The organism is Methylobacterium bullatum (genome assembly GCF_014845095.1).
In the GTDB taxonomy this organism is placed as follows: Bacteria; Pseudomonadota; Alphaproteobacteria; order Rhizobiales; family Beijerinckiaceae; genus Methylobacterium; species Methylobacterium bullatum.
Map to the genome: position 1 here is coordinate 1 of NZ_NKUG01000057.1, position 23,310 is coordinate 23,310.

Here is a 23,310-nt window from a genome sequence, read left to right on the forward strand (position 1 = left end):
TCCCTCCCCCGCAGAGGGGGGAGGGAAGAGCCCGCACCGACCATCGCCCATCAGGAGATCACCGCATGGAAACCATTTCGAAGGCCCGCGCCCATGGCGGCACGCAGGGCGTCTACAAGCACGATGCCAAGACCACCGGCTGTCCCATGACCTTCGCTGTGTTCGTGCCGCCGCAGGCCGAGAACGGCCCGGTGCCGGTGCTCTGGTACCTGTCCGGCCTCACCTGCACCCATGCCAACGTCATGGACAAGGGCGAGTACCGCCGCGCCGCCGCCGAGCACGGCGTGATCGTCGTGGCGCCGGATACCAGCCCGCGCGGCGCCGATATTCCCGACGAGGCCGGCAACTGGCAGTTCGGCTCGGGCGCCGGCTTCTATGTCGACGCGACGGAGGCGCCCTACGCCGCCAATTACCGGATGTGGAGCTACGTCACCGAGGAGCTTCCCGCCCTCATCGCCGAGAACTTCCCCGCCGACATGTCCCGCCAGGGCATCTTCGGCCATTCCATGGGCGGCCACGGCGCGCTGACCATCGCGCTCACCTATCCCGACCGTTTCAAGTCCTGCTCGGCCTTCGCGCCCATCGCCCAGCCCTCCACGGCCGGATGGTCGAAGCCCGCCTTCGAGAAGTATCTCGGGACCAACGAGGCGGCCTGGCGCGCGCATGACGCCACCGCCCTGATCGAGGACGGCAAGCGCTTCTCGGAGTTCCTCGTGGACCAGGGCACGGCCGACAGCTTCTTGGCAGACGGCCTGCGCCCCTGGCTCCTCGAAGAGGCCTGCAAGAAGGCCGGGATCCCCCTCACGCTGAACATGCGCGAGGGCTACGATCACTCCTACTTCTTCATCTCGACCTTCATGGACGACCATATCGCCTGGGCCGCCGACCGCCTGAAGTAAGGTCTTCACCCGTCACCCCATCCCCGGCCCGTCGCGCCCGGGATGGGCTCCGTCGGCCGTCATCAGAACAGGCCGCACTCCGCCACGCAAAGCGTCGCGTCGAGAACGGGCCCCGGCCCTCATCCGGTCCACACCCGCGATCCGCTGGCTCACGCCCCAATCCCGCATCGTTGCCGCCACCGGCATCTCCAGCAGGCTGAGTGCGAACAAGCATTGCAACCTGCGCGGCCTGTGTCGAAGCAGCAACGGCGAGTGACGAAGAGTGTTCGGTATCTTGCCACCGCCTGAGCCGAAAGCTACGGCGGAAGGGCGAATACATGTTGTATTACAGTAGTTTATCATAATTCTAAAGAGCACTGCAGGCCACGTCTCGCCACTTGCGCGAGCCCGTTCTGCTGCCCGTCATCCGGAGCCAGGCCGTCCATGCCGTCGTCCCCATTCGCCCGTTCCGCCGTCCTCGCGGCCGGGGTGTCGATCATGGTCCTCGCCCTGACGGGAGCCGGTTCGGCGCAGGAACGGGCCGTGACCCTCGATACGCTGAGCGTCGAAGGGTCGGGCGCGGGGAACGGCACGGGTGTCGGGAATGGTCGTCGCGCGCCCGAGACCGCCCGTGGCCCGGTGGATGGCTACGTCGCCACGCGCAGCGCCACGGCCACCAAGACCGACACGCCGATCATCCGCACGCCGCAATCGATCAGCGTCGTCGGTGCCGATCAGATCAAGGCGCAGGGCTCCCAGACCCTGTCGGAGGCCGTGCGCTACACGCCGGGCATCTACGCCAACCAGTTCGGCCCCGACACGCGCCTCGATTGGTTCCTGATCCGCGGCTTCTCGGCCACCGGAACGGGCCTGTTCCGCGACGGGCTCCAGCTGTTCCAGACATCGTTCGCCAATTTCCGCGTCGACCCGTTCGGCGCCGAGCGCATCGAGCTGCTGCGCGGCCCCGCCGCCACCCTGTTCGGCGGCAGCCCCGTGGGCGGCCTCATCAACATCGTCTCCAAGCGTCCGACTCTCGAGCCCCTGCGCTATCTCGAACTCGGCGGCGGTTCGTTCGACCAGCGCTACGCCGCCTTCGATCTCGGTGGCCCGGTGGACGAGTCCGGCCACTGGTTCTACCGCTTGACCGGCCGTTTCCAGAACGGCAACGCCCAGGTGAATTTCGCGCCGGAGGACCGCTACTACATCGCGCCGAGCTTCACCTATAAGCCCGACGGTGCCACCACCTTCACGGTGCTGACGAGCTTCCAGCGCGACGAGACCGGCGGGGCCGGCCAGTTCCTTCCCTATGCCGGCACTGTGCGCAACAACGCCTCGGGCTTCCGCATCGACCGCAAGCTCAACGCCAGCGACCCGCTCATCGACCGTTACACCCGGAACCAGGCCAATCTCGGCTACGAGTTCGAGCATCACTTCGACGATGTGTGGACCGTGCGCCAGAATCTGCGCTTCTCCTTCCTGGAAGTGACAGACCAGCGCTACATTCCTTTTGCCTACGGGAATGCGGCTCAGACGAACCTCTCCCGTTACGGCTTCCTGACGACGCCGCGCGCCGGGCTCTTCACGGTCGACAATCAAGCTCAAGCGCGCTTCAACGACGGGTATTTCGGCCATACGCTGCTGATGGGCGTCGATTACAAGCGCTACAGCCTGTCGGATAATCAGGCTTCGACCTTCCCGGTCTCATCGCTCAACGTCCTGTCTCCGCGCTACTATCAGTCGAGTGCGAGGCCGACGCCTTATCTCGTGATGGACCAGCAGTTGCAGCAGACCGGCCTCTATGCTCAGGATCAGGTCGCGCTCACGGAGCGGCTGACCTTCCTCATCGGCGGTCGTCAGGATTTCGTCAGGTCCGACGTCCAGGACAAGCTCTTTGGCGCTTCCACGCCTAGCCTGAACGAGAGCGCGTTCACGGGACGGCTCGGTCTGATCTACAATTTCGACAATGGGTTCGCGCCCTACGTTACATACGGCACTTCATTCAATCCGACGCCGGGCTTCGATGCGGCGCAGAAGCCGTTCAAGTCGGAGAGTGGCGAGCAGGTCGAGGTGGGCGCCAAGTTCCAGCCGGTCGGCTGGAACAGCTTCTTCACCGTCGCGGCCTTCGACCTCGAGCGGTCGAATGTTCCGACACCCGCGACGGCTCTTACCGGTCGTCAGATCGGGGCGGTGCGGTCGCGCGGCTTCGAGGCTTCGGCGACGGCCAATCTCGCCGAAGGGCTGAACCTCGTTGCGTCCTACACCATCTACGATCTCAAGAACGTCAAGACCGACAATGCCGATGAACTCGGCAAGGTACCCGTAGGTATCCCCGAGACGCTGGCCTCTCTCTGGGCCGATTACACGATCCCGCTCGGCGATTTGAAAGGATTCGGCTTCGGTGGCGGCGTGAACTATGTCGGGCGATCTTTCGCCGACGTGGCGAATACATTGAAAGTGTCCGAGTATGTCACTTTCGATGCGTCGGTTCATTACGACTATGTCGGTTGGCGCGCTGCGGTGAACATCCTGAATGTCGGCGACCGCCGCTTCGTCTCGTCCTGCTCGACCGATTTTTCCTGCTTCTACGGCACGCAGCGCAAGATCGTCGCGAGCGTCTCCTACAAGTGGTGAGTTCGTCTCTCCTGCGCTGAGGAACGCCCCGATCCCGATGAGCCCGGCTCATCGGGATTTTTCGTTCGCCGGTCAGGACTTGGTCGGCGCCCAGATGCCGAGCGCCGAGGCATCGACGGCGCGCGGAAGCAGGCCCTCGGCGCGGAACGCGTCCGCGATGGTCTGCTGTTCGGAGAGCCCCTCGCGGGTCACCGGCTCGACCACGTAGGTGCGGCGGGCATTGGCCTTGGCGACGATGGCCGGGTCGAGCTTCCACAGGGCGCCGAGGCGGGTGGCGGCCTCGTCGGGGTTGGCCTTCACCCAGGTTCCGGTGTCGCGCAGCTTGGCGAAGACGATGTCGAGGATGTCGCCGTGCTTGGCCGCGTAGTCGTCCGATGCGAGGTAGTAGCGCTTGTAGAGCGACAGGCCGGTGCCGTCCTTCAGGATACGGGCGCCCGATTGCAGTTCGGCCGCCGACAGGAACGGGTCCCAGGCGACCCAGGCCTCGACCCCGCCGCTGGCCAGCGCCGTGCGCCCGTCCGCAGGGGTGAGGTAGGCGGGCGTGATCGCCTTGAACGGAATCCCCTCCGCCTTCAGGGCGGCGAGGAGCAGGTAATGGCTGCCGGCGCCCTTCGTCACCGCGACCTTGCGGCCCTTGAGGTCGGCCACCGTCTTGATGGGCGAGTCGGCCCCCACCACGATGGCCTGCGCGGCGGGGGAGGCAGCCTCCTGCGCCACATAGGTGATCCGCGCATTGGCGGCCTGGGCGAAGATCGGCACCGTGTCGGCCACGTCCGCGGAGAGGTCGATCTGGCCTGCGTTGAGCGCCTCCATCACCGGCAGGCCGCTGGTAAATTCGTGCCAGGTGAGCCCGACCTTGAGGGGCTCCAGCGCCTTTTCCAGGCTGCCGTCCTGCTTGAGCAGGGCGATCAGCGTCGAGGATTTCTGGTAGCCGATGCGCAGCGTCCTCGGCTCGGCGGCGAGCACGCGTCCCGGAGCGAGGGCGAGAAGACTCAGCGCGGCGGCGGCGCGCAGCGCGTGGCGACGATGGATCATGGAGTGGCGTCTCTCGCTAGGGCGCGGAATCAGGGATGCTTGTGGATCGGGTCGACCCAATGGACCGTCTCGGGGCGTTCCACGGGTTCCACATCGGTGATGTTGACCACCACCGCCTCGTTGTCGGAGCGCACCAGGACGCAGTTCAGCGGCTGGTCCGGATCGGCGTTGATCTCCTGGTGCGGCACGTAGGGCGGCACGAAGATGAAGTCGCCGGGGCCGGCCTCGGCCACGAATTCGAGCTTGTCGCCCCAGCGCATGCGGGCGCGGCCGGAGACCACGTAGATCACGCTTTCCAGGGCGCCGTGATGGTGCACTCCGGTCTTGGCGTCGGGGGCGATCGCCACCGTGCCGGCCCAGATCTTCTGCGCGCCGACGCGGGCATGGTTGATCGCCGCCTGCCGGAACATGCCCGGCGTCTGGGCGGTGTTGGAATCGAGCTTGTCGCCGGGGATCACCCGCACGCCGTCATGCTTCCAGCGCTCGGTCGCGGGCGCCGCCTCGTGGTCGTGCGTGTGCGCGTCGTCGGAATGGGCGTGGTCGTGGTCGGAAGGGTCGTGCATGGGTCCGGTCCTCGGCGGCAATCGGTTCAACGTACCGCAGCGGCGGCCGGTTCGAAGCTCCGATCGAGGATGAGCTCGGCGCGCGGCGCCCGCGCGGCGGGGATCAGCCCGGAACGGACATAGAGGTCGATGTTGCGCTGCTCGTCGGCGATCACCGCGTCGTCGATGGGCACCGCCCGATACTCCGCCCGCGAGAACCAGCGCAAAGGCACGGTCTCCGGCAGGCCGATGAGCTTCGACCAGACCGCCGCGTAGGGCGCCGGGTCCTTCAGCGCCCATTCCCGTGCCTTGACGAGACGACGGCCGAAATCGGCGAGCTGCGCCCGCTTGGTCTTCAGCGCGGCGTCGGACGCCACCGCGAAGCTCAGGCCCGGTGTGATGCCGTTGCCGTCGCGCACGACACGGGCGAGGCCGGCGAGCTCCGCCGTGGAGGTGTAGGGCTCCCAGGTCGCCCAGGCATCGACGCTGCCGCTGGCGAGCGCGATCTTGGCATCCGCCGGGGGCAGGAAGCGCAGGGTCACGGCATTGGCCGGCAGGCCCGCCTCTTCGAGTGCGGCCAGCACCACCTGATGGCCGATGGAGCCGCGATTGGTGGCGATGCTCTTGCCGATCAGGTCGGCCACATTCCTGATCGGCGAATCCTTGGCGACGAGGATCGCGAGGCCGTCCTGCTTGTTGCGGAAGGCGACGAAGGCCTTCACCGGAACCCCGGCGGCGGCCGCGAAAGTGAAGGGCGCGTCGCCGACGCCGCCGGCATCGATCGCCCCGGCATTGAGGGCTTCGAGGAGAGGAGCGGCGGCGGGAAACTCGCTCCATTCGAGCCGGTAGGGCAGGTCGGCGAGGACGCCGGCCGATTCCATGAGCGCGCGGGCATTGCCGCGCTGGTCGCCGACGCGGAGCACCGTTTCGTCGGCGCGGGCGATGCCGGCGAACGCCAGCAGGGCGAGGAGGGCGATGAGGGCGCGCATCAGGCGGCCTCCGCCCGTGCGCCACGCTGGGCGAGGAGCCGCTTGAAGGCGGGGATCAGGTCGCGGCCATACGCGATGGCGTCCTCCAGCGGGTCGAACCCACGGATCAGGAAGGTCCGCACCCCGAGGTCGTGGTAATCGAGAAGGGCGTCGGCCACCTGCTCGGGCGTGCCGACGAGGGCGGTGGAATTGCCCGAGGCGCCCGTCTCCCTGGCGATGGCGGTGTAGAGCCGCTTGTCGAGCCTGGACCCCTGAGAGGCCGCCGCGAGCAGGCGGCGCGAACCCTCGTTCTCGGGCACGGGCGCCGGCCCAAGTCCCCTGGCGGCGCGGGTGGCGCGGGTGCGCGCCAGGATGTCCTCGGCCCTCGCCCAGGCTTCCTCCTCCGTCGCCGCCAGGATCGGCCGGAACGACAGGCTGAACCGGGGATCGCGACCATGGGGGGCAGCTGCCGCTCGCACCCTGGAGATGGCCTCCCGGACCTGATCGAGGCTCTCGCCCCACAGGGCGTAGGTGTCGGCGTGGCGGCCTGCGACGCCGATGGCGGCGGGCGAGGCGCCACCGAAGAAGACCGGGATGCCGCGCGGGTCCACCGGCTTCACCTCGGAGAAGCCCCGGTCGATCCGGTAATGCGCGCCGGTAAAGTCGAACGGCGCCTCGGAGGTCCAGACCTGCCGGGCGATGGTGAGGAACTCGTCGGTGCGGGCGTAGCGCTCGTCCTTGGTCAGGTGGTCGCCGTCCTGCGCCAGCTCCCGGTCGTCGCCGCCGCTGATGGCGTGGATGGCGACGCGCCCGCCGGTCAACTGGTCGAGGGTCGCGAATTGGCGGGCGGCCACCGTCGGCGCGGTGAATCCGGTGCGATGGGCGATCATCAGGCCGATCCGGTCGGTCACCGCCGCGATCTGGGCGGAGAGCAGCAGCGCGTCGGGCTGGGTCGCGTAGAAGGCCACCAGGATGCGGTCGAACCCGCCCCATTCATGCGCCTGGGCGAGCAGGCGCAGGTAGTCGCGGTCGATGGCCGGTCCCGAAGCCGCATGGGTCTCGGAGGTGTAGCGCGGGGCGGCGAAGCCGATGAACTCGACGGCGTCGGCTGGAAGGAAGCTCATTGCGATCTCCTTGTCCGTGTCGGAAGGGGCGGTGATGTCAGAGCCCGAGGGCGGTGCGGCCGGCGGAGACGCGGACCGAATCGGCCTGCGGCCAGTGGATGCGCCCACACAGGACGTCGCGCAGGTGCCGCTCCAGCGGGTTCGCCCGCGACAGGCCGGGATTGCCGGCGAGTTCCACGGCCCGCTGCACCACTTGGATCGCGTTCTCGGTGACGGTGGCCTTGAGGAACCCGGATTCGGAGATGGAGGGGCAGGCGCCCCCGTCCACCTCCGCGGCGACGCTCCGGATCAGGCGGGCATTGAGGCTGAGCAGCCGCTCGTTCTCGCCGATGGCATCCTGGAACCGCGGGAGGGTGGCGAGGCTCTGGCCGAGGCTTCCGGGTTTGCGGTCTTTTGCGAAGGCGATGGACCAGGCGTGCGCCGAGCGCGCGACGCCGTCATAGAGGGCCGACAGCATCGTGGTGCTCCAGGCCTGCTGGTCGGCGTCGGCCTTGCGCCAGCCTTCGGGCGGTCGAAGGTCCACCGCATGGTCGGCCGGCACCTCCACATCCTCGAAGATCACGTCGTGGCTGCCGCTGGCGCGCAGGCCGAGATGGTCCCAGGTCTCCTCGATCCGCACGCCCGGCGAGGCCATGGGCACGAGGATGTTGCCGATGCGCGGCTCCGCCTCGTCGGTGCGGACGAAGACGAGGCCGTGCGTGAGGGCCGGGCTGCCGGTGGAATAGATCTTCCGGCCGCTGACGCGCCAGCCCGTGACTGTCGCCCGCGCCACCGTCTCCGGCAGGCCGCCCCGGGCGGGGGTGCCAAGCTCGGGCTCGACCCGCAGGGCGTTGATGAGCGCGCCGTCCTCCACCGCCGCGCGGCCGAGCCGATCGGCGATCGCCCGCGGCCAGTGTTCCCGCGCATGGATCAGCCCGTGCTGGAGGAAGTGCATGGTGACCACCAGGGCGGTGGAGGGCTCGCCCCGCGCCAGGGTGCCGACGACCATCGCGGCCGCCCCGAGCCCCGCGCCGCCGCCGCCGAGCCGGCGCGGCACGATCAATCCCGGCAGGCCGGCATTCCGGAGGTCGGCGATGTTGTCATGCGCGAATCGGCCGGCGCGGTCGTGACCCTCGGCCCGTTCGGCAAAAAGCCGGGCGAGCCCTTCGGCGGTGTCGCGCAGAGGCGGGGAAAGGATCATGGGGGAGACAGGATTCTTCGGACGGATCGGAGGGCCGGGCGCACGGGACAGACCCGCTCGACGGCCCTGGCCGAGTGCCGGGATGGTCCCGCCGAAACCCTGTCCTGTCAACGAGAACGTTCTTTTTTAAGAACGACTGATCGGAGAAGGCTCTTACTGCCGCCGCACCCCAGTCCGGAAATCGTTTCCCCGAGGCTGATGGATGAGGGGAGAAGGCCTGTATTGTCCCGCTCCGGCCGTCATCTGCCGCGCGCGCGTTCCGCCGGGATCGTTCGACAAAACAAACGATCCTGCGGCGTCGACGGATGCGCTGCGGCAAGCAGGGGTGGCTCGGCGGCGTCGAGATCGTCGGGATCGGGGTCTGCGGCGGAGGCGAACTTGCCGAACTCCCAGCCGTCGATCCAATCCAGCCGCTCGGCGGATTCCTCGCCGCCCGGGGCGCGGTCGATGGTCTCGCCACGCCCGTAGGCTTCGAAACCCAGCCAGTAGAAATCCGGCGTCGCGGCGCTCGTCACGGCATTCTCCATCTCCGGGAACGGTCATGCCATGGGACGGTGCGCGCCACATCCTCCGGATGGGGTAGCGCGGTCATCGGTATCGGTGCGCGAATGTCGCAGTCAGGGGGCGGCGCCCTCGCGGGTGAGGAGGTCGCGCTTGCGCGCGACGCCCCAGCGGTAGCCGGAGAGCGACCCGTCAGACCGGACCACCCGGTGGCAGGGTATCGCCACGGCGATGGGGTTGGCGCCGCAGGCCCGCGCCACCGCACGGGTCGCCGCCGGTGCGCCGATGGCGCGGGCGATCTCCGCATAGGTCGCGGTGGTGCCGATGGGGATCTTGCGCAGGGCGTCCCAGACCCGCTGCTGGAAGGCGGTGCCGCCGATATCGAGCGGCAGGTCGAGACCGCCCGAGGGGCGGGCCACGAACCCCACCACCTGCGCCATCCACGCCTCGAAGGCCGGGTCGCCGCCGGAGAGCTCGGCCTTCGGGAATCGGTCCTGGAGGTCGCGGACGAGGATGTCGGGATCGTCCCCGAGCAGGATGGCGCAGAGTCCCTTGGCTGTCGCCGCTACCAGGATGGCGCCGAGGGCGCATTGGCCGATGCCGAACCGGATCGCGACCCCTTTGCCGCCAAGGCGGTAGACGTTCGGGGCCATGCCGAGGCGGTCCGCCGCGTCCGCATAGAAGCGGCTCGGCGAGGCGTAGCCGGCCTCGTAGATCGCCTGCGTTACCGATCCGGCCTGGCTCAAGCCCGAGGCGAGGAAATCCGCGCGCCGCGCCGCCGCATAGGCCTTCGGCGTCACGCCGGTGACCGCCTTGAACACCCGGTGGAAATGGAACGGGCTGAGGCCGGCCGCCTCCGCCAGGGCGCCGAGGCCCGGCACCGTCTCGGATTCGTCGATGAGGCGGCAGGCGCGGGCGACGGCCTCCGTCCGGCGCGCGGCGAGGCTCGGCTCGTCGGGCCGGCAGCGTTTGCAGGCGCGAAAGCCGGCCGCCTCCGCCTCGGCGCAGGTGGCGTGAAAGCTCACATTCTCGGGTCGCGGCGCACGCGCCGCGCAGCTCGGCCGGCAATAGATTCCCGTGGTGCGCACCGCATAGACGAAGCGGCCGTCCGCAGTCCCGTCGCGGGAGGCGAGGGCGGCCCATCTCTCCGCGTCGCCGGCCTCGGAAACGGAGAGGGCCTCCGGAGAGGAGGTGGATTCGCGGACGGACACCGGGGCGATCTCCTGATCGGGCGAGGCGTGCGCGGATGGGGCGCCGTCTCCTCCCGTCATCCTGGCCCGGAGCGCCGGGGATCGCATCCCGGTTCTTGCTCCGGCTTTCGCTTATCCGGTGTCAGGCGGTCCTCGGCGCGCCGACGGGGGCGGATTTCGTGCGCGTGCGGGTCTGGAACCGCGCCACCTTGCGGGCAACGAGCGCGAACAGCCCCGCGAGCGCCATCATGGCCGCATCGAACCAGAGGAAGCGCGGGTCGTGCCGCAGCAGGGCGCTTGGGCCGGGCGCGGCGGCGGCGGCGAGGTCCACCAGGGCCACGGCGAGGAACAGGGCGGCGGTGACGAGGGCCATCTCCCGCCACGCGGCCCGGTGAGGCCGGAACAGCGGAACCACGGCCATCACGATCCAGGCCGCGAAGAAGGCCCGGACCTCCCAGTCGAGGCGGCCCTCGAGGCCGGGAGGGAGGATCCGGTTGGCGAGGAAATACACCGCGATTCCCGTCGGCAGGCCGATGACGGTGCCGATGTTGAGAGCCTGCACCACGCGAAGGCCGAGGAACGCGGTCTCCCCGGGTTTCGGCAGCCGGGCGACGGACCACAGGATCAGGCCGCTCGCCACCATGACGCATCCCATCAGGCCGCAGAGGAAGAACAGGATGCGCAGGGCCGGCCCGGCGAAATGGGCCTCGTGCAGGCCGACCATGGTGGTGAAGGTCTTGGCCGCCGGCTTCAGCCCGCCCTGCAGGATCTCGACGATCTCGCCGGTGGTGCCGTCGAAGGCGATCTGCGGATGCTGGTGGGCGAGCCCGTGCGGCTCCTCGAAAATGGCGATCACGGTGGCCCCGGCATCGCCCGGATTGACGATGGACAGGCGCTCCAGCGGTTCGTGGATCGTCGCCACGGCACGGGCGACCATCGGGGCGATGGGTGCCAGGGTTCCGGGCCGGCCGAGGGGCGGGCGCTGCGTCGTGATCTGGGATGTTTCGGCGTAGAAGCGCGTCGCATCGCCCTTATACGCGGCGGTGACGCCCCAGGGCATGTACATCATCGCCAGGGTGACGATGCCCGTATAGGTGATCATCAGGTGGAACGGCAGCGCCAGCACGCCGGTGACGTTGTGCGCGTCGAGCCAGCCGCGCTGGGCCGACTTGTCCCGGCGCAGGGTGAAGAAATCGGCGAAGATCCGGCGGTGGGTGACGATGCCGCTGATGAGCGCCACCAGCATCACCATCGCGCAGATGCCGACGATCCAGCGCCCCCAGAGCGGCGGCATGTGCAGCTCGAAATGGAAGCGGTAGAGGAAGTCGCCGCCCCTGGTCTTCCGGAAGGAGGCCGGCTCGCCGGTGTGCCCGTCGAGTTGGACGATGTTCGGGGGCGCCCCCGGCTTCGTCCGCCAGAACAGGTCGATGATCGGCCGGTCCGGCTGCGGCAGGCCGATGGACCAGGTCCGCGCGCCCACGGCATGCGCCTGGAGATGGGCGATCCCGATCTCGGCCGCGCGGGGCAGGTCGAGGGCGGTCTGCGCCGATTCCCGACGCAGTTCCGGCTGCATCCAGGCCGTGATGTCGGTGCGGTAGTAACTGGCCGTCCCGGTGACGAAGACGGCGAACAGCACCCAGCCGACCACGAGGCCGGACCAGGCGTGCAGCCAAGCCATGGATTGGCGAAGGCCGTTCTTCATGCCGCACATCCTCCAGGCATGTCGTTCTCGAGCGGTCTCGGCCGAGGCGCGGGCGGGCGCGAAGCCATGATCTACCAGCGATACCGGAGCGTCGCGAGCACGGTGCGCGGCGCGCCGTACCAGCACCAGGCCTGGAAGGCGCAGGATTGCACGTAGGTCTCGTCGAGGAGGTTCTGGGCGTTGACCTGCAACTGCACGCCCTTCAGGTTCGGCGACAGGTAGCTGAAGTCATAAGATGCCACGGCGTCGACGACGAGGTTCGCCGGCACCTTGATGCTGTTGGCGGCGTCACCCTGCGAGCCCCCGAGATAGCGGAAGCCGCCACCGAAGCCGAGGCCGGCGAACAATCCCGTGCGGACCTGATAGTTGCCGAAGAGGGAGACCGTGGTGTCCGGCACCTGGATCGGGCGCAGGCCGAGAAGCTCCACATTTTGCCCGGTGGTTTCATTTAGCGTCTTGCTGGTCCCCGCCGAATTGACGGCATCAATTAGGGAGAAGCCGCCGATGACGGTGAGGTTCTCGGTGATGTTGGCCCGCGCCTCGAACTCGACGCCCTGAACGCTCACTTCGCCGGTCTGTACCGAGAAGGTCTGTCTGCCTGGCACGGGGTCGGGCGAGAGGGAGTTCTGGCGCTTAATGTCGAAGGCAGCCGCCGTGAGCAGGATGTCGGTTCCCGGGGGCTGATACTTCACCCCGGCCTCGAACTGCCGACTCGTGATCGGGTCGGGCAGGCGGCCGAAGGTCGGATTCCCGTTATAGATCTGCCCCGATACCAGTGGCTCGAAAGCCTCCGAATAGCTCACATAGGGGGCGATGCCGCTGTCGAAGAGGTAGAGCAGGCTCGCCCGACCCGTGAAGGCTTCGCTCGGCGCGTCCTGGCTGCTGACGACCTTGCCCGCCAGGTCTCGGGTGGGACCGGTCTGGCTCGCCCAGTCGTAACGTCCGCCGAGAGTGAGCGTCAGCCGGTCGATCTTGAGTTGGTCCTGGAAATAGATCCCGGTCTGCTGTGACGTGATGTCGGTGTGGCCCGAGAAAGCCGGGAAGGAAGCCTCAACACCGTAGACCGGATTAAGAAGGTCGAGCGAGGGGGCATCCACGAAAGGCGTGCCGTAGGTCTTCGTATAGAGCGTCTGGTGATCGAGGCCGACGAGGACGGTATGAGCGATCGGGCCGGTCTCGAAATTGGCCACGAGATTATTGTCGTTGGTGAAGGCATCGATCGCCACGTTCGTGCCGCCCATGGAACGGTTCAGGAACCGGCCGCCCCAGCCGAGATTGTTTTTGGTCGAGTCGTAGAGGCTGCGGTAATCGCCGAGGGTGCGCAGGAAGCGACCCGACGAGTGGACGCGGATCCCATCGTCGAAACGATGATCGAAGATATAGGTCGCCGAGGCCTGGGTGCGGTCGGAGCGCTCGATGTTCGGGTCGCCGTCGTAGAAGTTGCGCGGCAGGCGGCCGAGCGGTCCGTTGGCGACACCGAAATTCGACGGGAACAGCGTCCCCTTGGCGGGCAGGGCGCCGTAATAGCCGGAATAAGGGTCGCGCTGGTACAGGCCGATGACCGTCAGCGAGGTGTCGGCGGACGGACGCCACGTCACGCTTGGGTTGATGAAGCTGCGCTCGATGGAGGTGGTCTTGGCCGGGCCATCGGCGTTCCAGCCCGCCGCGATGATGCGGTAGGCGAACTGGTCCGCGAGGACGCTGTGGCCCTCGATCGGGCCGCCGACATCGACGCCGCCGCGCACGGTGTTGTAATCGCCGCCCTGGATGAAGATTTCGCCGTGGCGGACGAAGGACGGCACCTTGCTGACGAGGTTGACGATGCCGCCCGGACCCGACTGCCCGTAGAGGACCGAGGCCGGCCCCTTGATGATGTCCACGCGCTCCAGCCGGAACGGATCGACGGACGGGCCGGCGTCACGGTTGCCGGGTAGGCGCATGCCGTCGAGGAAGAGGGGGGCCTGGAAGCCGCGGATCAGGAACTGTTCGAGGCGCGTCGAGCCGGAGCCGCCGCGCTGCTCGGTGGTGACGCTGGGCGTGTAGCGCAGGGCCTGGTTGACGGTGAGGGCGTTCTGATCCTCGATCTGCTTGCGGGAAACGACGGAAATCGACTGGGCGGTTTCGAGAATAGGGGTGTCCGTCTTGGTTCCGACGACGCTTCGCGTGGCTGTATAGCCTCGCACCGGGCCGACGGGGCCGCCGGCATCCGCGCCCGATGCGCTCGGACGTCCACCGGCGCCATCGACCGACAAGGTATCGAGGGTCACCGCGTGGTCCGCGCCCTGCGCCGAGACCTGCGCCGAGACCTGCGCCATGACGGGTTTCGACAGAACCGCCAGGACGGCCACGCTCGACAGCATGGCAAGGAGGACACGACCGCGAACGGACGAGACCGCGGCTTGGCCGCGATGATTGAGCGAGAGTTGATTCAAGGCGGAACCCAATTTGCCAGGACTTGATGAGTTCAGAGGCGTTACAAAGAACGACTGATCTCTAATTCGTGTTCTGCATTCTTCTGGCGAAGAAGGTAATATGCATGCAAGTGCTATCTTCTGGAATTAGTATGGATCTAAAGTGGGATTTTATACTTCCGGTGGTGCCGAGTCGTCTGCCCCGGTGAAGTGATTTTGGACCCTGATCGAGGCTCTGCGCTCTGCTTCGTCTGGCTTGTGGGACCGCCCGCGGATTGCGTGTCCGGACGGCCGTCTCCGATTTGGTGATGAAGCGGGAGCGCCGTTTCGACGTGGAGCGTGACCGTCGCGCAACATTCCCGTATCGCTGCCCCGGTGTCGCCCTCCACGCACGAGCGAGCCTGAATTTTAATCCGTGGTATATTGTATGCCTTGAATTTTGATGCATGATGGCCGGAGCGACGCCACGCATCACCAAGCAAGAATGGATTCAGGGATGGCACCAATGGATACCGCGACGGAACGCCAGGACCCGCCGTCGGCCAAATGGCGGCAACTCGCCTTCGGCGTCCTCTGCATGGCGATGATCGCCAACCTGCAATATGGCTGGACGCTCTTCGTCGATCCCATCGACGCCAAGTTCCATTGGGGCCGGGCGGCGATCCAGTTCGCCTTCACGATCTTCGTCGCCACCGAGACCTGGCTGGTACCGGTGGAGGCCTGGTTCGTCGACCGCTACGGCCCGCGCATCGTGGTCTGTTTCGGCGGCGTGATGATCGCGCTCGCTTGGCTCATCAACTCCCAGGCCTCGTCCCTGTGGATGCTCTACGGCGCGGCGGTGGTGGGCGGCATCGGGGCCGGGTCGGTCTACGGCACCTGCGTCGGCAACGCCCTGAAATGGTTTCCGCATCGACGCGGCCTCGCGGCCGGCGCCACGGCGGCCGGCTTCGGTGCCGGCGCCGCGGTGACGGTGGTGCCGATCGCCAAGATGATCGCCAGCAGCGGCTACCAGGACGCCTTCCTGTATTTCGGCCTCGGCCAGGGCGCCATCGTGGTCCTGCTGTCGTTCCTGCTGCGCAAGCCCTCCGTCGCGGTGCCGATGCAGCGCAAGAGCCTGCGCCTGCCCCAGACCAAGGTCGACCGCACGCCGCGCGAGGTGGTGCGGACTCCCGTCTTCTGGGTGATGTACGCGATCTTCGTGATGGTGGCCTCGGGCGGCCTGATGGCGGCGGCGCAGATCGCGCCCATCGCCCATGACTTCAAGGTCGCCGACGTGCCCGTCAGCCTGTTCGGCCTACAGATGGCGGCGCTGACCTTCGCCATCTCGCTCGACCGGATCTTCGACGGGTTCGGGCGTCCGTTCTTCGGTTTCGTCTCCGACACGATCGGGCGCGAGAACACGATGTTCATCGCCTTCGCGACGGCCGCCGCCGCGATCGTCCTGCTCCTCGGCTACGGCACCAACCCGCTGGTCTTCGTGTTCTCCACGGCGATCTATTTCGGCGTCTTCGGCGAGATCTATTCGCTGTTCCCGGCCACCTGCGGCGACACGTTCGGCTCCACCTTCGCCACCACCAATGCCGGCCTGCTCTACACCGCCAAGGGAACGGCATCGTTCCTCGTGCCGGTGGCGAGCGTCATTTCGGCAACCTACGGCTGGTCGGCGGTGTTCTCGATCATCATCGGGCTGAACGTGGCGGCGGCGGCCCTCGCGATGTTCGTGCTCCGTCCGATGCGGGCGCGCTACCTCGCGCAAGGCCCGGCGGACGCTCCGGACACGATGGAGGAATCCGGCCCCGCCCGCCTCGCACGGACATCCGTCTGATCCGTCCGGATCGCGTCACCGGTCCGGCCTCAGCAGACCCGGCCCCCGGGGAGGGGCCGGGACTATCCCCCGACCCTTCGAGGACCGTCATGCACCTTCCCGCCATCCTGGCGCTCCAGACCGTTCCCTTCGCCGGCCTGATACTGGCCGGCAAAGAGGACAGGGACCTGTTCACGGTCGTCTATATCGCGGTCCTCGGGCTCATCCTGGCCCTCGACATCCTGCTCGGCGGCACTTCTGAGATTGCCACGGCCTTCGGAGGCGGGGTCCGATAGGGACACCCGCGCCCGGTCTCACTCCGGAACGCCGCTCCGAGTAGATGGGCGACGGTCCGCGTTCCATTCCTGTCGGGTCAGGCGGCGCGGATGGTCGAGAGGAAGCGCGAGACCTCCGCGCCGAGATGCTCGGACTGGCGCGACAGTTCGGAGGCGGCGGACAATACCTGTCCGGCCGCCATCCCGGTCTCCTCCGAGGCCTGCGCCACACCGGCGATGTTGCCGGTCACCTCGTTGGTGCCCGCCGATGCCTGGGCGACGTTGCGGACGATCTCCTGCGTCGCCGCTCCCTGCTGCTCCACCGCGGCGGCGATCGAGGCCGCCATGTCGTCGATCTCGCGGATCCGCCCGGTGATGCCGCCGATCGCCATCACGGCCTGAGCGGTGACGCCCTGCACCTCGCCGATCTGGCGGCCGATTTCCTCGGTCGCCTTGGCGGTCTGGGCGGCGAGGGCCTTCACCTCGCTCGCCACCACCGCGAAGCCCCGTCCCGCCACGCCGGCGCGCGCCGCCTCGATCGTGGCATTGAGCGCCAGCAGGTTGGTCTGGCTGGCGATGGTCGAGATCATGCCCACCATGTCGCCGATCCGGGCCGACGTGGTTTGCAGGGCCTGGACCAGATGCACGGTCTGGTCGGCCTCGCCCACGGCCGATTGAGCGAGCATGGCCGAGCCGGACACCTGGCGACCGATCTCCTGCACCGACGAGCCCAATTCCTCGGCCGCCGCCGCGACCGTGTTGACGTTGGTGGCGGCCTCCTCGGCGGCCGCCGCGACGGTTGACGACTGGGCCGCCGTCTCGTTGGCGCTGGCGGTCATCTGCTGGGCAGTGGCCTGGAGTTCGGTGGCCGATGATGACACGGTCCCGACGATACCGCCGACGGCACGCTCGAAGCCGTCCGCCAGCTCGATCATCGTGCGCTTGCGCTCGGCCGCCGCAGCCTCGTCCGCCCGGCGCTTGATCTCGAATTCCTCGGCGGCCTTGCGGGCGACCATGGCCTTGATGCCCTCGACGGCCTTGCCGACGGCGCCGATCTCGTCACCACGGGCGGCTTCCTTGATCTCCGCATCGATCTCACCCCGGGCCATGCGCTGAAGAACGCTGACGAGGTTGCCGAGCGGGCGGATGACATGCGCGATGATCGTATAGACACCGTACGCAATGGTAACCGCGGCCAGACCGAGCGCGGCCAGCAAGGTGAGCCGCGTCCAACCGGACGTCGCCTCGGAGCGCTGGTATTCCGCCTCCGCCTCATGCACCTGCAGCGTGGCCAGTTTCGTCAGTATCGGGTTGGTGGCCTGCAGGCCTTTCAGCAAGTCCACATGCGTCGTCTCGAATTCCGAACCGCCCCCGGCAGCGATGCGCTTGAGGATCTCGGCCATGATGACGGCGTTCCCGTCGATCCGCCCCTGCAGATCCTTGGCGAGGATCTCCTCTTCCGGTGTGAGGTAAGTCGCCAGATAGGCCGACCATTGCGTGGTGATGTTCGAGAGGTCTCGCTCGATCTTCTCCCTGGCCTGGGCCGGGTCGATCTGCCGGCCGCGCAACGCGCGCGAGACGTTGGTCAGGTCGTCATAGGAATCCCGGATGACGATGAATTGCCGGAGGGGGATGACACGATCGTCGAAGGTGGTTTTGAGGCTTTGGTGACTCCAATGCAAAGCAAGGTTAGCGATGCCCGACGTCGCCAGGAGAACCAGCCCGATACAAGCCAGAAGTGCTACAAGCCTCAGCTTGATCGTCATCTTCATTGCGAATGCTTTCAAATTATGCAGATTGGGTGTCGTGGATCCACAAATTGGTCCACAGCATCATTCAAGACGCTCAAACTCTATGCAAATTGCTTATAATCTTCTAAAAACTCTCGCTCAGGCGATGAACAATAAGTGTTCTGCGTCAATTTGGCGTCATGGGAAAACGGGCGGCGGCACAGCCTGACGCCGTCTACCCGCGAGCCTTCGACAATGGGTTCGGCGCGACATCGGCCTCGCTCGCGGGCGTCCGGCAACGAGCGAGCCCCAGGCGGTGCGCCGATCTCGCTCAGTTGGGCTGGTAGGTGTGCTCGTCCGCCGGGAAGCGGCCGGCGCGGACCTCTTCGGCATAGGCCTCCACGGCGCCCTCGATCTGCCCGCGCAGGGAGCCGAAGCGCTTGACGAATTTCGGCACCCTGTCGCTCAGGCCCAGCATGTCTTCGAGGACGAGGATCTGGCCGTCGCAGGCGGTGGAGGCGCCGATGCCGATGGTCACCGTGGTGATGGAGGGGGTCGTGGCGATGGCGCGGGCCACCGGCTCGACGATGCCCTCGAGCACGATGGCGAAGGCGCCCGCGTCGCTGATCGCCTGGGCGTCCTGCATCAGCTTGCGCTCGCCGTCCTCGCCGCGTCCCTGCACGCGGAACCCGCCCATCGTGTTCACGGATTGGGGGGTGAGGCCGATATGGCCCATCACCGGGATGCCCCGCTCCACCAGGAAGCTGACCGTCTCGGCGAAACGGGCGCCGCCCTCCATCTTGATCGCTCCGGCGCCGGTCTCCTTCAGCACGCGGGCGGCGCTCATGAAGGCCTGCTGCGGGCTCGCCTCGTAGGAACCGAACGGCATGTCCACCACGATGAGAGCCCTGGAGGTGCCGCGGATCACGGCCTGGGCCTGGACGATCATCATCTCCAGGGTCACCGGCAGGGTCGTCTCCATCCCGTGCATGACCATGCCGAGGGAATCGCCCACCAGGATGAAGTCACAATGGGGATCGAGGATGCTGGCGGTGTGGGCGTGGTAGGCCGTCAGCGCAATGATCTTGGCGCCTTCGGCCTTGCGCTTGGCGAGGTCGACAGCGCGGATGCGGCGTGACTGAACGACTTGCGACATCGATCTCAACCCGGTTCGCCGGCGGCGCGAAGGCCGGGGGCATGTCGGGGATGTCTATACGCTCGGAATGCCGAAATCACGCGCCGAGATGACGGTCGCGGGCGAGTGTATGCAAAGAATTCGGAGAGGCTGACTGATCTTATGCTGACGACGTCGGCGATGGCGTCGCCTGTCGTCGCAACCCTTGCCGGGCGTTTCCTCCCTAGACGTCGGGCCGTCTCCGGTGGCTTTATTCTGCCACAATCGGAGCCGTGTCAACGGGCTACTTTAGTCCATAAGCCCCTGATGGTGCTGAATTCGTCGGCACGTCGCGGTCTTCCGCATGGGGCCGCGTGGTATACCTCAGAAACGGGTGGTCAGGGCGGTCAGCCAGTCCGGCGAGGCCGCCACGAGGGCCGTCTCGAGACGCTTGTCGAGCCCCGTCAGAATCCCGAGCCCGGTCAGGACGAGGACGAGTCCGAGCGCGGCCTTGAGGCCCTTGCCCGCCCGCATCATCCGCGCCCGCCACGCCATCAGCACCCGTCGCGACAGCAGGCCGAGGCCGAGCAGGGGCAGGGCCGCGCCGAGGCCGAAGACCAGCATGGTAAGCGCGACCTGCGCCAGATCCTTTCCCTGCGCGGCGAGCAGCGAGGCGGCGCCCAGGGTCGGCCCCACGCAGGGGCTCCACACCGCGCCGAGCAGAAGGCCGACCGTGAACTGGCCCGCGAGGCCGGTGGTCGCGATGCCCCCGAAGCGCCGCTCCACCCGGTCGCTCAACGGGCCGGCGGCGGCGGCGAAGCGGGTCTGGAACGCGGGCACGATGAGGATCGCGCCGACGACGACGAGGAGGATGGCCGCCACCGGGCGGAGGACGTCGCCGTCGATCCCGAGGCTGAATCCCACCATCGCCACGAACAGGCCGAGCGCCACGAAGGACAGGGCGAGCCCGGCCGCCAGGGCCGCCGGCCCGAAACGATGCTCGGAGGCCGCGGTCCCGAGGACGATGGGAAGCAGCGGCAGCACGCAGGGGGAGAGGATGGTGAGCAGGCCGGCGAGGAAGGCGAGGCCGAGCGAGGCATTCATGGAAGGGACGTGTTCATGACAGGGATGCCCGCTGGATTCCCGGCGCCGCTCTAAAGGGCCTTCTCCACCAGCGCCTCGATCCATTCGCCCTGCGTCTCGCCCACGGAACGGCCGACCTCCTCGCGTCCCTTGAAGACGATGAGCGTGCTCTGCATGCGGGCATCGAACCGGCGCATGAGCGCCTTCTGCGTGTCGAAGTCGATCTCGTAGACCGCCAGATCCTTGAAGCGCGGCTGTTCGGAGAGAGCCTTCAGGAGCGGCCGTTGCGCCTTGCAGATCGGGCACCACGGGGCCGTCACCTCCACGATGACCGGCCGGCCGGCGCCTTGAGCGGCGGCGAAGGCCGCCTCGTCGAACGGTTCGGCCGCCGAGGCACCGTAGGGGGCGGCGGCGAGGAGAGCCGTCGTGAGGAGGAGGGCGCGACGGCTGATCATCGGGACTGTCTCGACAGTGAGGTGTGCGCGGCGTGAGGAACCGGCCTCGCTACCGAGGCCGGTTCCTCACGCCCGTCTTTATCGCTGCGCCTCGCCGGCGGGTTTTTATCTTTGTGCCTCGCCGGCGGGCGTCTACCTTTGTGCCTCGCCGGCGGGCTTTTATCTTTGTGCCTCGCCGGCGGGCTTGGCGGCCCAGGCGGCGTCGACCTTCAGGATCGTGGTGTCGTGCCTGTCCTGCCAGCCCTCGACGCCGTCGGCGAACCAGTAGACGCGGGTATAGCCGTTCTGGATGAGGCGCTTGCCGGCATTCCAGCTGCCCCAGCATTCGGGATGGCAGAAGGTGACCACCGGCTTCGTCTTGTCGCCACCGGTGAGGTCGGCGACGCGGGCGAGGAACTGCGCCTCCCGCGCCGGCTCCATGGGCGCCGCGCCGGCGCCGGGCATCCAGACGCTGCCGGGAATCGAGCGGTGGGCGGGCAGCCACGGCCGGTCGGTGGGGAAGCCCACCGGCTTCTGGTCGGCCATGGCCACGTCGATCATCACCGGGTTCTCGGCGGCGACCAGCCTGTCCAGGGCGTCGATATCGACCACCGTCGCCCCCGTCAGTGTCTTGGGGGTGTAGGCCTTCGGCGGCCCGGTCCAGAACCCTTCGGGCTCCGGCACGTTCACGGGTGAATCGGCGGGGCTCGCCGCCCAGGCCGGTGCGCCGGACAGGACGGCGAGGGCGAAAGCAGCGGCTCCGAACAGTCGGATCATGCGCGGCATCCTCCTCATCAGTTGCTCGGGGTCGGCGTGTTGAAGCTGTGTTCCCAGCGGCCCTGCTGGTTGTCCGTGGCCACCACCTTGATCGGACCCTTGGCGTCGGGCGCGAGGGCGAAATTGATCACCGGGTTCGACGCGATGGAGATGTCGCCGTTCATGGAGAAGACGAGCTTGCCGTTCGAGGAGACGTCGAGTTTGTTGATATAGCGGGCCGGCGTGTAGTCGCGGGTGACCTGGTTCATCTGCATCCCGCTGAAATTCGGGTGACGGACCATCAGCGTCGCTTCCGTGGGCTTGCCCTGGCCGCCCTCGGCGAACTTCATCTTCATGTCGCCGGCTCCCTTCAGGGCCTCCTCGTCGCTCATCCCCATGGGGGCGGAACAGCCGCCCGAGGCTTTGACGAATTTCACGGCCTCGTAGAGCTTGCCGTCCTTGGTTTCGGCCACGGCATGGACGTTGGTGTAGTTGTTGATCCGCACCCGGAGCTTGACCTCGCTTGGGTCGGCGGCGGGGCCGAAGGTGATGTGGGCGGCATAGGGCGAGGGATTGTCGTCGATGATGAGGTGAACGGCGGCGATCCTGTTCTTCTCCGGCATCATCAGGGTGATCGGCACCAGGGAGGCGTCGAGGGCGCGCGGCGGGGCGTCGACCTTGATGAGCGCGTCGGTCGGCTCGATCGTGCGGTCGCCGAAGATGGATTTGGCAATGTCCCGCCAGCGCTCCAGCCGCTCCGCATCGGTGTCGCTGGAGCCGGCGGCGAGGGCGGAGCCGCCCATCAGCATGGCGGCGGACAGGCACAGGGCGGCGGTGAAGGACCGCTTGGTCGCGGAGATCGGTGTCGGCGCGTGGGTGGTCATGGCGTCTCTCCTCGTCGTGATGATGTGGCGCTGGCTCATTCCCACTCAAGCTCCTTGTAGGCCTGAGTGACGTTGCGGCCGTTATAGGTGTCGAACAGGACCCATTTCTCGCGCTCCGACCGGCCGATACTGTCGATCGCCTTGTCGATGGGTCGATCGGCGGCGATGGCCTTGCGGGTCTCGTCGCGGAGCATTGTGAGGTAGCGCGTCAGGTCGGCGAAGGCGGGCGCGGCATCGACCAGGGTCGGGCCATGGCCGGGTACGGCCTTCGTCGCCCCCAGTCCGGTCAGTGTCTCGACCTCCTTCAGCCAGCCCAGCAGGCTGCCGTCGAGGGACGGAATCCTCGTGACGAACAGGAGATCGGCCGGGAACAGGATGCCCGTCCGGGCATCGACCATGGAGAGGTCGCAATTGGTATGGGCGGTGCCGTGCGCCGTGAAGCGCAGGCTCCGTCCGCCGAGGTCGATCTCGGCCGTGTCGGCCACCTCCATCGTCGGGTAGACCGCCGATCCGGCCCTGTCGGCCCCGAGGATCTCCACGAGGCGCGTCCTGTAGAAGTCGCCCCGCGAATCGAGGGCCGACCGCAGGGCGTGGTGGCCGATGAAGACCGGCTTGTCCTGCGCGAAGGCCTGCGCGCCGAAGCAATGGTCGGGATGGACATGGGTCAGCACCACGTGGCTCACCGGCTTCGACGTGCGTTTCGCGATCTCGGCGCGCAGCCATTCCCCATCGGCGAGGCTGCCGCCGGATTCGGTCACGAGCACGGAGTTTTCGCCGACGACGAAGCCGATATTGGCGATGGCGTCGCCGTTCTCAGGCGTCGCCTCGGCATCGAGGCCGCGCCGCATGAAGATGCCCGGCCCGACTTCCTCCATGGTGAAGGAGTCCGCCGCCCGGCCGATTCTCGGCACGCAGCACAGGCACAGCCCGCCGAACAGAGCGGCACGGCGCGTGGCCAGGCTCCGCAGAGGCTGCGAAATCATGGCATATCCTGCGACGATCGCCCGGCGAAGCGACCTTTCATGAATTATCCTCCCGTTTTTATGGCTACCATCTAGTAGGTAGATT

General features: G+C 67.6%; 20 protein-coding genes. 4 read left to right on the plus strand and 16 right to left on the minus strand.

All coding sequences use genetic code 11. The features are described 5' to 3' along the window. Nucleotides 1-65: 65 nt before the first annotated feature. Together fghA and MBTS_RS08845 are read left to right on the plus strand one after the other, a co-directional pair. Nucleotides 66-899: an S-formylglutathione hydrolase gene (gene fghA / locus MBTS_RS08840; protein WP_192215441.1), complete on the plus strand. Its 834-nt coding sequence runs from the start codon at nucleotides 66-68 to the stop codon at nucleotides 897-899. Nucleotides 900-1,322: 423 nt separating this feature from the next. After that, a complete protein-coding gene (locus MBTS_RS08845; RefSeq protein ID WP_192215442.1) occupies nucleotides 1,323-3,509 on the plus strand; it encodes a TonB-dependent siderophore receptor in 2,187 nt (728 codons plus the stop codon). Nucleotides 3,510-3,581: 72 nt separating this feature from the next. Here MBTS_RS08845 and MBTS_RS08850 read toward each other — a convergent pair whose 3' ends face one another. The 9 genes from MBTS_RS08850 to MBTS_RS08890 form a co-directional block, all read right to left on the minus strand. After that, on the minus strand, nucleotides 3,582-4,544 hold the full coding sequence (locus tag MBTS_RS08850) for an aliphatic sulfonate ABC transporter substrate-binding protein (RefSeq protein ID WP_056147556.1): 963 nt from the start codon (nucleotides 4,542-4,544) through the stop codon (nucleotides 3,582-3,584). A 29-nt stretch (nucleotides 4,545-4,573) separates the two neighbouring features. Further along, nucleotides 4,574-5,107, minus strand: a complete 534-nt coding sequence (locus MBTS_RS08855) for a cupin domain-containing protein (protein WP_056147551.1) — start codon at nucleotides 5,105-5,107, stop codon at nucleotides 4,574-4,576. Nucleotides 5,108-5,133: 26 nt separating this feature from the next. Further along, a complete protein-coding gene (locus tag MBTS_RS08860; protein WP_192215443.1) occupies nucleotides 5,134-6,075 on the minus strand; it encodes an ABC transporter substrate-binding protein in 942 nt (313 codons plus the stop codon). Next, a complete protein-coding gene (locus tag MBTS_RS08865; protein ID WP_056147549.1) occupies nucleotides 6,075-7,178 on the minus strand; it encodes an LLM class flavin-dependent oxidoreductase in 1,104 nt (367 codons plus the stop codon). Before MBTS_RS08865 ends, MBTS_RS08860 begins: the two co-directional genes overlap by 1 nt. Nucleotides 7,179-7,215: 37 nt before the next feature. Further along, complete coding sequence (locus MBTS_RS08870; protein ID WP_192215444.1) at nucleotides 7,216-8,358, minus strand: acyl-CoA dehydrogenase family protein; 1,143 nt, start codon at nucleotides 8,356-8,358, stop codon at nucleotides 7,216-7,218. Nucleotides 8,359-8,597: 239 nt separating this feature from the next. After that, nucleotides 8,598-8,873 carry a hypothetical protein gene (locus tag MBTS_RS08875; RefSeq protein WP_056147543.1) on the minus strand — a complete coding sequence of 92 codons (276 nt, stop codon included), beginning with the start codon at nucleotides 8,871-8,873 and terminating at the stop codon, nucleotides 8,598-8,600. Nucleotides 8,874-8,975: 102 nt separating this feature from the next. Next, a complete protein-coding gene (ada, locus tag MBTS_RS08880; RefSeq protein WP_210322727.1) occupies nucleotides 8,976-10,130 on the minus strand; it encodes a bifunctional DNA-binding transcriptional regulator/O6-methylguanine-DNA methyltransferase Ada in 1,155 nt (384 codons plus the stop codon). A gap of 61 nt (nucleotides 10,131-10,191) precedes the next feature. Further along, nucleotides 10,192-11,751, minus strand: a complete 1,560-nt coding sequence (locus tag MBTS_RS08885; protein WP_210322728.1) for a PepSY-associated TM helix domain-containing protein — start codon at nucleotides 11,749-11,751, stop codon at nucleotides 10,192-10,194. Nucleotides 11,752-11,822: 71 nt separating this feature from the next. Next, nucleotides 11,823-14,066, minus strand: coding sequence for a TonB-dependent siderophore receptor (locus MBTS_RS08890; RefSeq protein ID WP_244973531.1), 2,244 nt, complete (start codon nucleotides 14,064-14,066; stop codon nucleotides 11,823-11,825). Nucleotides 14,067-14,667: 601 nt separating this feature from the next. On the opposite strand from MBTS_RS08890, the gene oxlT reads away from it, so the two are divergent. Next, on the plus strand, nucleotides 14,668-15,987 hold the full coding sequence (oxlT, locus tag MBTS_RS08895) for an oxalate/formate MFS antiporter (RefSeq protein ID WP_192215448.1): 1,320 nt from the start codon (nucleotides 14,668-14,670) through the stop codon (nucleotides 15,985-15,987). A gap of 89 nt (nucleotides 15,988-16,076) precedes the next feature. Then, nucleotides 16,077-16,262, plus strand: a complete 186-nt coding sequence (locus MBTS_RS08900) for a hypothetical protein (protein ID WP_056147533.1) — start codon at nucleotides 16,077-16,079, stop codon at nucleotides 16,260-16,262. Between the two features lie 77 nt (nucleotides 16,263-16,339). Here MBTS_RS08900 and MBTS_RS08905 read toward each other — a convergent pair whose 3' ends face one another. The 7 genes from MBTS_RS08905 to MBTS_RS08935 all read right to left on the minus strand — a co-directional run bounded on the left by MBTS_RS08905 (nucleotide 16,340) and on the right by MBTS_RS08935 (nucleotide 23,225). Next, complete coding sequence (locus MBTS_RS08905) at nucleotides 16,340-18,013, minus strand: methyl-accepting chemotaxis protein (protein ID WP_147832083.1); 1,674 nt, start codon at nucleotides 18,011-18,013, stop codon at nucleotides 16,340-16,342. Between the two features lie 289 nt (nucleotides 18,014-18,302). Further along, nucleotides 18,303-19,127 (minus strand): 3-methyl-2-oxobutanoate hydroxymethyltransferase, encoded by an 825-nt coding sequence (panB, locus tag MBTS_RS08910; RefSeq protein ID WP_018041911.1) that lies wholly within the window; start codon nucleotides 19,125-19,127, stop codon nucleotides 18,303-18,305. Between the two features lie 342 nt (nucleotides 19,128-19,469). After that, nucleotides 19,470-20,189 (minus strand): cytochrome c biogenesis CcdA family protein, encoded by a 720-nt coding sequence (locus MBTS_RS08915; RefSeq protein ID WP_192215449.1) that lies wholly within the window; start codon nucleotides 20,187-20,189, stop codon nucleotides 19,470-19,472. A gap of 50 nt (nucleotides 20,190-20,239) precedes the next feature. Then, nucleotides 20,240-20,623: a thioredoxin family protein gene (locus MBTS_RS08920; protein ID WP_056147517.1), complete on the minus strand. Its 384-nt coding sequence runs from the start codon at nucleotides 20,621-20,623 to the stop codon at nucleotides 20,240-20,242. Between the two features lie 159 nt (nucleotides 20,624-20,782). After that, the gene (locus MBTS_RS08925; RefSeq protein WP_192215450.1) at nucleotides 20,783-21,388 is read right to left on the minus strand and encodes a rhodanese-like domain-containing protein; all 606 of its coding nucleotides are present in this window, start codon (nucleotides 21,386-21,388) and stop codon (nucleotides 20,783-20,785) included. Nucleotides 21,389-21,396: 8 nt separating this feature from the next. Continuing rightward, a complete protein-coding gene (locus tag MBTS_RS08930; RefSeq protein ID WP_192215451.1) occupies nucleotides 21,397-22,242 on the minus strand; it encodes a quinoprotein dehydrogenase-associated SoxYZ-like carrier in 846 nt (281 codons plus the stop codon). A gap of 35 nt (nucleotides 22,243-22,277) precedes the next feature. Beyond that, nucleotides 22,278-23,225: a quinoprotein relay system zinc metallohydrolase 2 gene (locus tag MBTS_RS08935; protein WP_192215452.1), complete on the minus strand. Its 948-nt coding sequence runs from the start codon at nucleotides 23,223-23,225 to the stop codon at nucleotides 22,278-22,280. Nucleotides 23,226-23,310 lie beyond the last annotated feature (85 nt).

Bases quoted from the DNA above. Each gene is read 5' to 3' on its own strand.
- MBTS_RS08915 (WP_192215449.1), bottom strand. From the start codon at position 20,189: ATGAATGCCTCGCTCGGCCTCGCCTTCCTCGCCGGCCTGCTCACCATC.
- MBTS_RS08860 (WP_192215443.1), bottom strand. From the start codon at position 6,075: ATGCGCGCCCTCATCGCCCTCCTCGCCCTGCTGGCGTTCGCCGGCATC.
- panB (WP_018041911.1), bottom strand. From the start codon at position 19,127: ATGTCGCAAGTCGTTCAGTCACGCCGCATCCGCGCTGTCGACCTCGCC.
- MBTS_RS08935 (WP_192215452.1), bottom strand. From the start codon at position 23,225: ATGATTTCGCAGCCTCTGCGGAGCCTGGCCACGCGCCGTGCCGCTCTG.
- MBTS_RS08905 (WP_147832083.1), bottom strand. From the start codon at position 18,013: ATGAAGATGACGATCAAGCTGAGGCTTGTAGCACTTCTGGCTTGTATC.
- MBTS_RS08930 (WP_192215451.1), bottom strand. From the start codon at position 22,242: ATGACCACCCACGCGCCGACACCGATCTCCGCGACCAAGCGGTCCTTC.
- ada (WP_210322727.1), bottom strand. From the start codon at position 10,130: ATGACGGGAGGAGACGGCGCCCCATCCGCGCACGCCTCGCCCGATCAG.
- MBTS_RS08850 (WP_056147556.1), bottom strand. From the start codon at position 4,544: ATGATCCATCGTCGCCACGCGCTGCGCGCCGCCGCCGCGCTGAGTCTT.
- oxlT (WP_192215448.1), top strand. From the start codon at position 14,668: ATGGATACCGCGACGGAACGCCAGGACCCGCCGTCGGCCAAATGGCGG.
- MBTS_RS08845 (WP_192215442.1), top strand. From the start codon at position 1,323: ATGCCGTCGTCCCCATTCGCCCGTTCCGCCGTCCTCGCGGCCGGGGTG.
- MBTS_RS08890 (WP_244973531.1), bottom strand. From the start codon at position 14,066: ATGGCGCAGGTCTCGGCGCAGGTCTCGGCGCAGGGCGCGGACCACGCG.
- MBTS_RS08870 (WP_192215444.1), bottom strand. From the start codon at position 8,358: ATGATCCTTTCCCCGCCTCTGCGCGACACCGCCGAAGGGCTCGCCCGG.
- MBTS_RS08920 (WP_056147517.1), bottom strand. From the start codon at position 20,623: ATGATCAGCCGTCGCGCCCTCCTCCTCACGACGGCTCTCCTCGCCGCC.
- MBTS_RS08885 (WP_210322728.1), bottom strand. From the start codon at position 11,751: ATGAAGAACGGCCTTCGCCAATCCATGGCTTGGCTGCACGCCTGGTCC.
- MBTS_RS08855 (WP_056147551.1), bottom strand. From the start codon at position 5,107: ATGCACGACCCTTCCGACCACGACCACGCCCATTCCGACGACGCGCAC.
- fghA (WP_192215441.1), top strand. From the start codon at position 66: ATGGAAACCATTTCGAAGGCCCGCGCCCATGGCGGCACGCAGGGCGTC.
- MBTS_RS08900 (WP_056147533.1), top strand. From the start codon at position 16,077: ATGCACCTTCCCGCCATCCTGGCGCTCCAGACCGTTCCCTTCGCCGGC.
- MBTS_RS08925 (WP_192215450.1), bottom strand. From the start codon at position 21,388: ATGCCGCGCATGATCCGACTGTTCGGAGCCGCTGCTTTCGCCCTCGCC.
- MBTS_RS08865 (WP_056147549.1), bottom strand. From the start codon at position 7,178: ATGAGCTTCCTTCCAGCCGACGCCGTCGAGTTCATCGGCTTCGCCGCC.